The organism is Aquabacterium lacunae, assembly GCF_004310865.1.
Taxonomy (GTDB): Bacteria; Pseudomonadota; Gammaproteobacteria; order Burkholderiales; family Burkholderiaceae_C; genus Aquabacterium; species Aquabacterium lacunae.
In genome coordinates this window covers 1-10894 of sequence record NZ_SIXI01000009.1, presented here as the reverse complement: position 1 = coordinate 10894, position 10894 = coordinate 1, and the positions used below count along the sequence as shown (strand labels likewise).

At 67.1% G+C, this 10894-nt stretch carries 12 protein-coding genes; 5 read left to right on the top strand and 7 right to left on the bottom strand.

Going from position 1 to position 10894, the window contains the following annotated elements; all coding sequences use genetic code 11:
- Positions 1 to 70: 70 nt before the first annotated feature.
- Together EYS42_RS16270 and EYS42_RS16265 are read right to left on the bottom strand one after the other, a co-directional pair.
- A complete protein-coding gene (locus EYS42_RS16270; protein WP_130969262.1) occupies positions 71 to 313 on the bottom strand; it encodes a hypothetical protein in 243 nt (80 codons plus the stop codon).
- Positions 314 to 487: 174 nt separating this feature from the next.
- Complete coding sequence (locus EYS42_RS16265) at positions 488 to 1291, bottom strand: DeoR/GlpR family DNA-binding transcription regulator (protein WP_130969261.1); 804 nt, start codon at positions 1289 to 1291, stop codon at positions 488 to 490.
- A gap of 112 nt (positions 1292 to 1403) precedes the next feature.
- On the opposite strand from EYS42_RS16265, the gene EYS42_RS16260 reads away from it, so the two are divergent.
- Positions 1404 to 3020, top strand: coding sequence for an FAD-dependent oxidoreductase (locus tag EYS42_RS16260; protein WP_130969260.1), 1617 nt, complete (start codon positions 1404 to 1406; stop codon positions 3018 to 3020).
- 21 nt (positions 3021 to 3041) lie between these two features.
- Here EYS42_RS16260 and EYS42_RS16255 read toward each other — a convergent pair whose 3' ends face one another.
- The 5 genes from EYS42_RS16255 to EYS42_RS16235 all read right to left on the bottom strand — a co-directional run bounded on the left by EYS42_RS16255 (position 3042) and on the right by EYS42_RS16235 (position 6809).
- Positions 3042 to 3977: a PaaI family thioesterase gene (locus tag EYS42_RS16255; protein WP_130969259.1), complete on the bottom strand. Its 936-nt coding sequence runs from the start codon at positions 3975 to 3977 to the stop codon at positions 3042 to 3044.
- A 78-nt stretch (positions 3978 to 4055) separates the two neighbouring features.
- Positions 4056 to 4643, bottom strand: coding sequence for a DUF1439 domain-containing protein (locus EYS42_RS16250; protein ID WP_130969258.1), 588 nt, complete (start codon positions 4641 to 4643; stop codon positions 4056 to 4058).
- A 17-nt stretch (positions 4644 to 4660) separates the two neighbouring features.
- Positions 4661 to 5104, bottom strand: coding sequence for a PIN domain-containing protein (locus EYS42_RS16245; RefSeq protein WP_130969257.1), 444 nt, complete (start codon positions 5102 to 5104; stop codon positions 4661 to 4663).
- A 29-nt stretch (positions 5105 to 5133) separates the two neighbouring features.
- On the bottom strand, positions 5134 to 6273 hold the full coding sequence (mnmA, locus tag EYS42_RS16240) for a tRNA 2-thiouridine(34) synthase MnmA (RefSeq protein ID WP_130969256.1): 1140 nt from the start codon (positions 6271 to 6273) through the stop codon (positions 5134 to 5136).
- A 5-nt stretch (positions 6274 to 6278) separates the two neighbouring features.
- Positions 6279 to 6809: an NUDIX hydrolase gene (locus tag EYS42_RS16235; RefSeq protein WP_130969316.1), complete on the bottom strand. Its 531-nt coding sequence runs from the start codon at positions 6807 to 6809 to the stop codon at positions 6279 to 6281.
- 369 nt (positions 6810 to 7178) lie between these two features.
- On the opposite strand from EYS42_RS16235, the gene EYS42_RS16230 reads away from it, so the two are divergent.
- Genes EYS42_RS16230 through EYS42_RS16215 form a run of 4 tightly spaced genes read left to right on the top strand, consistent with a single transcriptional unit; the run spans position 7179 to position 10511 of the window.
- Positions 7179 to 8294 carry a Re/Si-specific NAD(P)(+) transhydrogenase subunit alpha gene (locus EYS42_RS16230; protein WP_130969255.1) on the top strand — a complete coding sequence of 372 codons (1116 nt, stop codon included), beginning with the start codon at positions 7179 to 7181 and terminating at the stop codon, positions 8292 to 8294.
- Positions 8295 to 8334: 40 nt separating this feature from the next.
- Positions 8335 to 8697, top strand: coding sequence for an aspartate 1-decarboxylase (gene panD / locus EYS42_RS16225; protein ID WP_130969254.1), 363 nt, complete (start codon positions 8335 to 8337; stop codon positions 8695 to 8697).
- A gap of 50 nt (positions 8698 to 8747) precedes the next feature.
- A complete protein-coding gene (locus EYS42_RS16220; protein ID WP_058086304.1) occupies positions 8748 to 9056 on the top strand; it encodes an NAD(P) transhydrogenase subunit alpha part 2 in 309 nt (102 codons plus the stop codon).
- Positions 9057 to 10511 (top strand): NAD(P)(+) transhydrogenase (Re/Si-specific) subunit beta, encoded by a 1455-nt coding sequence (locus EYS42_RS16215; RefSeq protein WP_130969253.1) that lies wholly within the window; start codon positions 9057 to 9059, stop codon positions 10509 to 10511.
- Positions 10512 to 10894 lie beyond the last annotated feature (383 nt).

The window sequence follows — 10894 nt, the reverse complement described above, 5'->3', positions numbered from 1 at the left end:
AAGGCCGCAGATCGCGGCCTTGCTGCGATGACACGAGTGTCGTGTCACGCCCAGTATCGCCTGAGGCGACTCACAGATCGACTGGGGGATTCGTGGGGGTGGGGGCAGGGGTGGTGCCACCGCAAGCAGGCGGGGTCGGCTTGCATGCGCGGGGCTTGAACAGCGACGCCGTGAAGTAGGCGAAGTCCACCAGGCAGGTCAGGGCCGACTTGCGGGGCTGGCAGGTGGTGGGGGCGGGTTGGCAGCTGGGGGCCGGACGGCAGCCAGTGGCGCCCGTCACGCGGGTGGCTTCAAAAGGGGTCAGTGCGCGCATGGGTGTCTCCTGTAAGGGCATTCACCCAGGACCTCCTGGGCAGATGGCGCATTGTGGACGCACGGGTGCCTGGTGCACACCCCCAGCTTGGGTGCCCCAAAAAGAGGCAAATTCACGCATGCCGTTGCCTTGCCGGGCAGTGTTGCCTGCCTGGGCGAGCCCCTGCCTGCCAGCTCAGGGGGCGATGGTCAGGCGCACGCCCCAGGCCTGCATCTGGGCGGGCAGGGGTGCCGGCGGAAGGGCGTCGGTGAACACCCGGCGCATGTCCTGCACATGGCCAGCCACGGTGGGCTCGTTCTGCTGGAACTTGCTCGCATCGACCACCAGCCAGGCCTGTTCGGCGCGGCACAGCATGCTCTGCAGAACGGGCAACTCCCGTTCGTCTCGGTCCAGCAGGTGCCCCTCGGCGGACACACCCATGGCCGACAGGATGGCGATGTCCACCTTGTACTGCCGCATGGCATCGGCTGTGTCCGGCCCTTCCAGCGCACTGTCGCGGCGACGCAGTTGCCCGCCAGGCACCTTGACCAGGCAGTGAGGGTTGTCGGCCAGCACCCGGGCCACCGGCAGGCTGTGGGTGATGACCGTGATGTCGCGCCGGGCATGCAGGGCCTTGGCCACGGCCTCGATGGTGGTGCCGATGCCCAGCATGATCGTGGCGCCATCCGGGATCGCCGCAACAACCGACGCCGCCACCCGAGCCTTGGCGTCTGCTTGCAAGGCCTGGCGTTCTTGCCAGGCCTGCGCGGGGGCCGTGCTGCGCAGCGGGTTCATGCTCGGCAGGCTCACACCGCCGTGAAAACGCGACAGCAGGCCCGCTTCATGGAGTCGCTGGACATCGCGGCGCACCGTCTGAAGGGTCACATCCAGCCGTTGCGCCAGCCGTTCGACCGACACCGCCCCGCGGGCCCTCACCTCTTCCAGCAGCGACAACTGCCTGGGGTTGGGTTTCCATTCGTCACTGCGTGGGGAAGGCATGCGGGTCTCCTGTGCGCTCGGCGTCCGTTTGCAACGCCTGCACTGTAATTCAGGTGTGTGACAGGGTCCACCCTGCCACAGGTGGTGCCTCAAGAGCCTCTACCATTCAGGCATGTCCATGCAATCCGAGCCCTCCTTGACGCCCGAGCCGAGCTATGACGCCCGGTGCGATGTGCTGGTGGTCGGCGGCGGGCTGCAGGGGGCTGCCACTGCGCGCGACCTGGCCGGTCGCGGTTGGTCGGTCATCCTGTGCGAGCAGGGCGATCTCGGCCAACGCAGTGCCGCCCCTGCGCCGCAGTGGATGGGCGGCAGCCTCCAGGATCTGGCCCACGGTCAGCTGCACAGCCTGCGCCTGGCGCTCACCGAGCGAGAGGCGCTGATCGATGCCGCACCGCATCTGGTGCGGCTGCAGCCCAGTCTGCTGGTGCATGACCCAGCCCTGCGTCCTTTGTGGCGCATGAGGATGGGCATGTGGATGCTCGACCATCTTGTGCCACGCCAGCTGCTGCCTGACATTCAGGCCGTTGATCTGGGCCAGGAGGCGCCGGGCTGGGGGCTGCAGCCCTCGTGGGCCGAAGGTTTCGTGTTGCCCGCTGCGGTGGGGCACGAGGCCCGCCTGGCGGTGGCCTGTGCCCAGGACGCGCGCGACCACGGCGGACACGTGCTCACGCGGGCGCGGGCCGAGCAGTTCATGGCCTCCGAGGCGGGCTGGCAGGTGTTGCTGGCCCATCGTGCGCCGCTCGAGGGCCGACTCACCCATCACACCCGGGTGCTGGCACGCTGCGTGGTCAATGCCGCGGGCGGTGAACACGAGGCCGTGCAGCATCGCCTCCAGGAGGCATTGGGGCAGGCCCCGGCCACATCGGCCGCGCGCAGCGGATGGGTGCGCCAGGTGCACGCCCTGGTGCCCGCCATCGGCCAGGCCGGTCGGGCGCTCGTGTTGCAGGGGGTGCAAGGGCAGTGGCTGGAGGTGTTGCCCGCCGGCGAGCACGCGCTGCTCATCTTCCGTCAACCGGTGCCCTGGCCGGAACCGTCCTTTCCCGATTCGACCGAGGCTGACAAGGCCGCACGGGTCTCGGCTGATGTGCAGGCCCTGCTCCTGATGGCCAATCGCTATCTTCAGCGCTCGCTGGCACCGTCCGATGTGCGCTGGCACCGCGTCGTGCACCATCCGGTGCTGGCGGCGCCGCGCCGGGTGGCCGGCCGCGTGCGCCGCGTGCCAGGCGTCGACCATGCCGAAGGCGCATGCCCCTGGGTGGCCGTGCGGGGGGTGCCCTTCACGCTGTGGCGCCTGGCGGCCGAGGAGGCGGGCAGCCTGGTCGGCGAGGCGTTGTCCGACCACCGAGACCCCTGGACCCGCCACGCCACCTTGCCCGGTGGGCGCCTGGCCGATCACATTCCGGTGGAAGTGGATCCGGCCACCGACCAGGACACCTTCCTGCAGCAGTTGCGCCACAAACATCCCTGGCTCGACCTGGGGCTGGCCCGCCGCTGGGTGCAGCAGTTCGGCTCTGCCGTGGTGGTCATGCTGGAGGGCATCGGCAGCCGTGCCGACCTGGGGGACGAAGTGCTGCCGAGTCTGCACGAGCATGAATTGCAGCACCTGGTGCGCCACGAATGGGCCCGCACGGCCGACGATGTGCTGTGGCGTCGCACCGGCCTGGGGGTGCATTGCACGCCCGAACAGGTGCAGCACCTTCAGGCCTGGATGGCCCGCGCCCAGGGCTGAGGGAGGTGGCTTGCGCTGGGCTCAGCCCTGCGGCAGCAGGCAGTGGCAGCGCGCACTCACGATGGGTTTGCGCTCGTCGTCCTGCCACACCGTCACCTGCACCAGCGCCACACGGCTGCCCTGGCGCACGGTGGTGCAACGGGCGAAGGTGTCGATGGGCTTGGCCGATCGCAGGTAGTCGATGGCGAAGTCCACGCCACGCGGGGCGTGCGGCGCCAGGTGCGGGTTGCCGTAGATCAGGTGCAGCAGCGCCGCCGATTCCGCAAACCCGGCCACCACACCGCCGTGCAGCGCCGGCAGCACCGGGTTGCCGATCAGCTCGGGCTTGAAGGGCATGCGGAAGGTGTCGCCTTCCTGTCCGTCGGCCGCGGGCATGCGCTCGATGCCCAGGAATTCCACATAAGGCGAGGTGCCCAGTGGCAGCGCCGGGGTGCCGGCCCAGGGGGCCTGGGGGCTGGCCGGGCCACCGGCGGTGCGCGCATCGTCTTTCGGGGGCGGCGGCAGGTCCTGCCGGCGTGTGTTGGCGGTGGCCAGCATGAAGGTGGCGCTCACAGCGGCCACCGGCTCATCCGCACCCTCCTGAAACACCTCGCCCCGCACAAAGGCCACGCTGCGCGACAGGCGGTGGCAGTGCGCATCGCAGCGCAGCACCGAGCCGGCGCGGGCCGGGCGCAGGTAGTCCATGCGCAGGTCCAGCGTGGCATACGGGCCCACCGGGTCCATCGCGGTGCCCACGGCCACGCCACAGGCCGTGTCGGCCAGCACCGTGGCCACCCCGGGGTGAATCTGCTCGGCCGAGGCATGGCCCGTCCAGGCCGCATCGGCTTTCATGCTCACCGACGCACGCGCCTTCGACACGGCCGTGGCCGTCATGCCGGCCACGCGGGCGTAGGGAATGCCTTCCAGGAAGGCCTTGGCAAAGCCCTCCAGGGGCTTGTCAGGGAAGATGCCGCTCATCTGTTTGTCCGGTGAAAGTGCCTGCACTTGATCGGATGCGCCAGGGCGTCTCCGTCACGACGTGTCGGAAGTCCCACGTCAGGACTTGGGCGCCAGCTGGATCGCCAGGCCCTTCTGGGTGATCTTGATGTCGGTGACCGTCAGGCCGTGCTTGTCGGCCTTCATCAGGTCTTCCGGGCTGAACCGGTGCACCACGTAGTTCTGCAGCCGGTCTTCGGCCAGCCAGGCGCCCAATTTGGTCAGGTGCTTCTCGTAGCTGGCCGGCAGGCCCTTGAAGGCAATGCGGTCCACGGTCACGTTCTGCAGCCGGATGGTCTGGTCGCGTGGTTCGTACCGCAGCCTGAAGCTCATCCACAGGTTGCCCTGGTACTGCTTGGAAAACAGCCGGTCGCGCGCCGACAGGTCCACATCGGCCAGCACCCGGTTCGAATCGGGCTGCAGGTTCAGGCGGGGCGCGGCGCATTCCACGTCGAACAGGTCCATCACCGTGTTGCGCATCGGGAACTGCGAGGCCATCTTGTTCAGCAGTTCCGTCTTGCTGATCTCCACGGTGCGCGGGGCCAGCATCTGGGTCACGGTGCTGCACCCCGTCAGCCAGGCGGCGCCCAGGGCCAGGGCGCTCAGGCCCAGCACGGCGCGGCGATGGGGGTGTGGCGTTGGTTGCATCGGGTGTGTCATCCAGGTCATTCCAGGGTCCAGGGGCTGCCGGCCGCCACCCATTTTTGCAGGCTGGTCACCCCGGTGCCCAGCGGGCGAGCGCGACGGGCCAGCTTCAGCAGGGCCGCATCCTTCGTGAACAGCCAGCGCGCGCCCACGTGCAGGGCCAGGTCGATGAACACCTGGTCGTCAGGGTCCTTGCAGCGGCAGGGGCCGCGTGGGGGCTCGTCCACGAATTCGGCATGGCCGAACACGGTCAGGGTCAGCATGGGCTCGGGCGCCCAGTGTTTCAGGTAGCTGCGGGGCCACACCTGGTGCCATTCCTGCTCCATCGAGGGGCTGGCCAGCCATCGCACCGTGCCTGTCTCGATGGCCTGGGCCACAGGCAGGGCCGCCGGGTCCTTGAACACGCGCCAGTCCAGCAGCGCGTTCGTGTCCATGATCACGATGGGGCGCGGGTCCAAGGTCATTGCAGCATCCGGCCGGGCAAGGGCAGCGCTCAGGCGGCCGAGGCGATCACGCCGCCGCCCAGGCACACGTCGCCCTGGTACAGCACGGCCGACTGGCCGGGCGTCACGGCCCACTGCGCCTCGGGGAAGCACAGCGTAATCTGTTGCGGATCCGCGCCCGTCACGTTGCAGCCCGCATCGGCCTGCCGGTAGCGCGTCTTGGCCGCCATGGGGTGCTCGCCCACCTGCGGCCCCAGGCCGTCCACCCAGCTCAGGTCCTGGGCCACCAGCGTGTGCTGCAGCAGCCAGGGGTGGTCATGCCCCTGCACCACGTACAGGGTGTTGGTTGCCATGTCCTTGCGGGCCACGAACCAGGGCTCGTGTTCACCCCCGCCGCGCGGCGCGCCCTTTTCCTTCACGCCGCCAATGCCGATGCCCTTGCGCTGGCCCAGCGTGTAAAAGCTCAGGCCCACGTGCTCGCCCAGCGTGCGGCCCCGGTCGTCCTTGATCGGGCCCGGGGTGTTGCTCAGGTAGCGGTTCAGGAATTCGCGGAAGGGCCGCTCGCCAATGAAGCAGATGCCGGTCGAATCCTTCTTGCGCGCATTGGGCAGCTGAATCTCGGCGGCGATCCGGCGCACCTCGGTCTTGGGCAGCTCGCCCACCGGGAACATGGTCTTGCTCAGCTGCGCCTGGTTGAGGCGGTGCAGGAAGTAGCTCTGGTCCTTCAACGGGTCCAGGCCCTTGAGCAACTCGAAGCGCTGGCCCCCGTCAAAGCGGGCATCGGCCACCGAGCGCACCCGGGCGTAGTGGCCTGTGGCGATCTTCTCGGCGCCCAGGCGCATGGCGTGGTCCAGGAAGGCCTTGAACTTGATCTCGGCATTGCACAGCACGTCCGGGTTCGGCGTGCGCCCGGCCTGGTACTCGCGCAGGAATTCGGCGAACACCCGGTCCTTGTAGTCGGCCGCGAAATTCACGTGCTCGATCTCGATGCCGATCACGTCGGCCACGCTGGCCGCATCCAGGAAATCCTGACGGCTCGAGCAGAACTCGCTGTCGTCGTCATCTTCCCAGTTCTTCATGAAGATGCCGACCACCTCGTGGCCCTGTTGCTTCAGCAGATGGGCCGTCACGGCGGAGTCGACGCCGCCACTGAGGCCCACCACCACGCGGTGACGGGTTCCGGAACTCATGCAGATCAGGCCGCGCGGGCGGCGGCAGGCGGGGTGAACAGGCTGCTGTGGGCCTTGACGATGTCCAGCGGGAAGCGCTGGCCGGCCAGGTAGGCCTCCAGGCACTCCAGCACCAGCGGGCTGCGGTGGCGCTCCGGGCAGGCCCGGATCTCGTCGGCCGTCATCCACACCGTGCGCACAATGCCTTCGTCCAGGGTCAGGCTCAGGTCGGGCGCCGACACCGAGCCGGCATAGGCCAGGCGCAGGTAGGTGATGTCCTCGCCCGTGCGAGTGCGGCGGAAACGCGACATGAACAGCCCCAGAAAGTGCTCTGGCGTGAACCGGCAGGCGGTTTCTTCCAGCGTCTCACGGATCACGCCCTGCTCGGGCGTCTCACCCGGGTCCAGGTGACCGGCCGGGTTGTTCAGCAACAAGCCGTCCGACGTGTCTTCTTCCACCAGCAGGAACCGTCCCTCGTGCTCGATCACCGCCGCCACGGTGACGTTCGGCTTCCAGCGCACTTTCGGCGTGGGCGCGACAGTCTGGGCGGCGGTCATGGCGGCAGTCAGGGCCTGCTCGCCGGCGGCTGTGAGGTTGGCGGGTTTCATGAGCCCAGCATTATCTGACAAGCCCGTGTCGGGCGCATGACCTGTTTCGGGGCCCCCTCGGTTCGGGAGATGGCGCTTCACCCAGGTCCTCGGGTATCATCGGTCTGACAACAAGCATTGTCAGTGCGAGCCCCGGCTCGCGCAAGGGGCCCTGTGCATCCAGCGATCCTGGTGCGCCGCGGGCCTTTTTCTCGTCCGTTCCTGTGTATCCTCCTCAGGTCTGCGAGACATCTCACATCTTGAGACACCGATTCGTGCCCTTGCGCCGCATGGCGAAGGGCCCTGGCGGGCAACCGCTTCCTCGAAGGAGACCGTCGTATGCTGATCGGCATACCCCTGGAAACTGTCGCGGGTGAAACCCGTGTGGCTGTCACGCCCGAGACCGTCAAGAAACTCAAGGCCCAGGGTCACACCCTGCGTGTGCAAACCGGTGCCGGCATCGCTGCCAGCGCCATCGACGACGCCTACGTGGCGGCCGGCGCCGAGATCACCGATGCGGCAGGCGCCCTGGGCGCCGACATGGTGCTCAAGGTCCGCTCGCCCAGCGCCGACGAACGCGCGCTCATGAAGCCCGGCGCCGTGCTGGTGGGCATGCTCAACCCGTTCGACAAGGACAACCTGCAGGCCCTGGCTTCGGCCAACATCACGGCCTTCGCCCTGGAAGCAGCGCCCCGCACCACCCGTGCCCAGAGCATGGACGTGCTGTCGTCGCAGGCCAACATCGCCGGCTACAAGGCCGTCATGATCGCCGCCGACAAGTACCAGCGCCTGTTTCCCATGCTCATGACCGCTGCCGGCACCATCAAGGCCGCCCGCGTCGTCATCCTGGGCGTGGGCGTGGCCGGCTTGCAGGCGATTGCCACGGCCAAGCGCCTGGGTGCCGTCATCGAAGCGTCCGACGTCCGTCCGTCCGTCAAGGAACAGGTCGAATCGCTGGGCGCCAAGTTCATCGACGTGCCCTACGAAACGGCCGAAGAGAAGGAAGCTGCCGAAGGTGTGGGTGGTTACGCCCGCCCGATGCCGCAGTCCTGGCTCGACCGCCAGAAGGTGGAAGTCGCCAAGCGCGTGGCCCAGGCCGACGTGGTCATCACCACGGCCCTGATCCCGGGCCGCGCCGCGCCGGTGCTCGTCACCGAAGAGATGGTCAAGTCCATGAAGCCTGGCTCGGTCATCGTCGACCTGGCGGCGCCGGCCGGTGGCAACTGCCCCCTGACCGAAGCCGGCCAGACCGTCGTCAAGCATGGCGTCACCCTGGTGGGCGAAACCAACCTGCCCGCCCTGGTGGCCGCCGACTCGTCCTCACTGTATGCGCGCAACGTGCTGGACTTCCTCAAGCTGGTCTTCAACAAAGAGGGCCAGTTCCACATCGACCTGGAAGACGACATCGTCAAGGCTTGCCTGATGTGTCGTGACGGCCAGCTGCTTCGCAGCTGACCCGGGTCCGCGCGCCCCACACTGACTGAGGAAGTACACCATGCAAAGAATGATGCTGCGGGCCAAGCTGCACCGCGCCACCGTGACCGAAGCCGACCTTCACTACGAAGGTTCGTGCGGCATCGACGAAGACCTGCTCGACGCGGCCGACATGAAAGAGTTCGAGTACATCGAGCTCTACAACATCAACAACGGCGAGCGCTTCGCGACCTATGTCATCAAGGCCCCCCGGGGCTCGGGTGTCATTTCGCTCAACGGTGCGGCGGCGCGTCGGGCCCAGGTCGGTGATCTCATGATCATCTGCACCTACGGCCCCATGACCGACGCCGAGGTGTCTTCCCACAAGCCCAAGGTCGTCCTGCTGGACGGCCAGAACCGCATCAAGGAAATCCGCAAGTTCTGACCCGAGCGCTTGCGGCGCCTGACCGATTGACTGGACCCCTGGAGACTTCGATGGAAGCCATTTCCCACGTCGTCATCAACCTGACCATCTTTGTGCTGGCCATTTATGTCGGCTATCACGTGGTCTGGACGGTGACCCCCGCCCTGCACACGCCGCTGATGGCGGTGACCAACGCCGTCTCGGCCATCGTCATCGTCGGTGCCATGCTGGCTGCGGCCCTCACGGTCACGCCCCTGGGCAAGACCATGGGCGTGCTGGCCGTCGCGCTGGCGGCGGTGAACGTGTTCGGGGGCTTCCTCGTCACGCGCCGCATGCTGGAGATGTTCAAGAAGAAAGACAAGAAGGCGGGGGCCAAGTAAATGAGCATGAACCTCATTGCGCTGCTGTACCTGGTCGCCTCGGTGTGCTTCATCCAGGCCTTGAAGGGCCTGAGCCACCCGACCACGTCGATCCGCGGCAACCTTTTCGGCATGGTCGGCATGACCATTGCCGTGCTCACCACCGTGGGCCTGATCCATCAACAGGCCGCTGACCTGAACGTCTCGTTCAGCGAAGGCCTGGGTTACGTGCTGGGCGCCCTGGTCGTGGGCGGCGGTGCCGGCGCCATCATGGCCAAGCGCGTCGAAATGACCAAGATGCCCGAGCTGGTCGCCTTCATGCACAGCATGATCGGCCTGGCCGCGGTCTTCATCGCCGTGGCCGTGGTCGCCGAGCCCTACGCCTTCCAGATCGTGCCCAAGCCCGCTGACGGCAGTCTGCCGGCCATCCCGGTGGGCAACCTGCTCGAACTCTCTCTGGGTGCGGCCATTGGCGCCATCACCTTCTCGGGTTCGGTCATCGCCTTCGGCAAGCTCAGCGGCAAGTACAAGTTCCGCCTGTTCCAGGGTGCCCCGGTGGTGTTCCAGGGCCAGCACATGCTGAACCTGGTGCTGGGCCTGGCCCTGGTCGCCCTCATCGGCACCTTCATGGCCACCCAGCGCATGGACCTGTTCCTGGCCCTGATCGTCCTGAGCTTCATCCTGGGCGTGCTGATCATCATCCCCATTGGCGGCGCCGACATGCCTGTGGTGGTGTCGATGCTCAACAGCTACTCGGGCTGGGCGGCCGCGGGCATCGGCTTCTCGCTGAACAACTCCATGCTGATCATCGCCGGCTCGCTGGTGGGTTCGTCCGGTGCCATCCTCTCGTACATCATGTGCAAGGCGATGAACCGCTCGTTCTTCAACGTGATCCTGGGTGGCTTCGGGGGTGACGCCGCAGCCGCCACGGCCGGTGGTGCCCAGCAGCAGCGCAACGTCAAGAGCGGCTCGGCCGACGACGCCGCCTTCATCCTGGGCAATGCCGAGTCGGTCATCATCGTGCCTGGCTACGGCCTGGCCGTGGCCCGCGCCCAGCACGCCGTGAAGGAGCTGGCCGCCAAGCTGACCGAAAAGGGCGTCAGCGTGAAGTACGCCATCCACCCCGTGGCAGGCCGCATGCCCGGCCACATGAACGTGCTGCTCGCCGAAGCCGAAGTGCCCTACGACCAGGTGCACGAGATGGAAGACATCAACGCCGAGTTCGGCCAGGCCGACGTGGCCATCATCCTGGGTGCCAACGACGTGGTGAACCCGGCCGCCCACGTCAAGGGCAGCCCCATCTACGGCATGCCCATCCTGGAAGCCTACAAGGCCAAGACCGTGATCGTGAACAAGCGCTCCATGGCCAGCGGCTACGCCGGCCTCGACAACGAGCTGTTCTACATGGACAAGACCATGATGGTTTTTGGCGACGCCAAGAAGGTTGTCGAAGACATGGTCAAGGCCGTCGAGTGATGTGGCTGGCCCCTGGCGACCGGGGCTTTGTTCTTCATCCCACGCACAGCCGCCTTCGGGCGGCTTTTTCACGCCCGATCCCAGCCGAGTGCCTCACGCCACCCTCGCGTGAGTCCGCGTGAGCCCCTCTGCGCGCAGCACCTGCAGCCCACCCTCCTGACGCAGCGCAGGAGTGCTTTTCAGGGCTCCGCGCATCTTCTTCAACTTTTTTGAGAAAAGACTTGCGCACACGTCCAAAACGGTGCCATAATTGCGTTCTTCGCTGATCACGGCGCTGCAGACAAAGCAGCAAGGCGGTGGTCGAGAAAGCGAAACAGTTCTTTAAAAATTAACAGCCGATAAGCGTGGGTGTTTGGTGCGCTGCCAAGCAGTGGCGTCAGGCA

Excerpts from the sequence above, each read along its gene's own strand:
- panD (WP_130969254.1), top strand. The coding sequence starts at position 8,335 with ATGCAAAGAATGATGCTGCGGGCCAAGCTGCACCGCGCCACCGTGACC.
- EYS42_RS16265 (WP_130969261.1), bottom strand. The coding sequence starts at position 1,291 with ATGCCTTCCCCACGCAGTGACGAATGGAAACCCAACCCCAGGCAGTTG.
- mnmA (WP_130969256.1), bottom strand. The coding sequence starts at position 6,273 with ATGAGTTCCGGAACCCGTCACCGCGTGGTGGTGGGCCTCAGTGGCGGC.
- EYS42_RS16215 (WP_130969253.1), top strand. The coding sequence starts at position 9,057 with ATGAGCATGAACCTCATTGCGCTGCTGTACCTGGTCGCCTCGGTGTGC.
- EYS42_RS16235 (WP_130969316.1), bottom strand. The coding sequence starts at position 6,809 with ATGACCGCCGCCCAGACTGTCGCGCCCACGCCGAAAGTGCGCTGGAAG.
- EYS42_RS16250 (WP_130969258.1), bottom strand. The coding sequence starts at position 4,643 with ATGCAACCAACGCCACACCCCCATCGCCGCGCCGTGCTGGGCCTGAGC.
- EYS42_RS16245 (WP_130969257.1), bottom strand. The coding sequence starts at position 5,104 with ATGACCTTGGACCCGCGCCCCATCGTGATCATGGACACGAACGCGCTG.
- EYS42_RS16260 (WP_130969260.1), top strand. The coding sequence starts at position 1,404 with ATGTCCATGCAATCCGAGCCCTCCTTGACGCCCGAGCCGAGCTATGAC.
- EYS42_RS16255 (WP_130969259.1), bottom strand. The coding sequence starts at position 3,977 with ATGAGCGGCATCTTCCCTGACAAGCCCCTGGAGGGCTTTGCCAAGGCC.
- EYS42_RS16220 (WP_058086304.1), top strand. The coding sequence starts at position 8,748 with ATGGAAGCCATTTCCCACGTCGTCATCAACCTGACCATCTTTGTGCTG.
- EYS42_RS16270 (WP_130969262.1), bottom strand. The coding sequence starts at position 313 with ATGCGCGCACTGACCCCTTTTGAAGCCACCCGCGTGACGGGCGCCACT.
- EYS42_RS16230 (WP_130969255.1), top strand. The coding sequence starts at position 7,179 with ATGCTGATCGGCATACCCCTGGAAACTGTCGCGGGTGAAACCCGTGTG.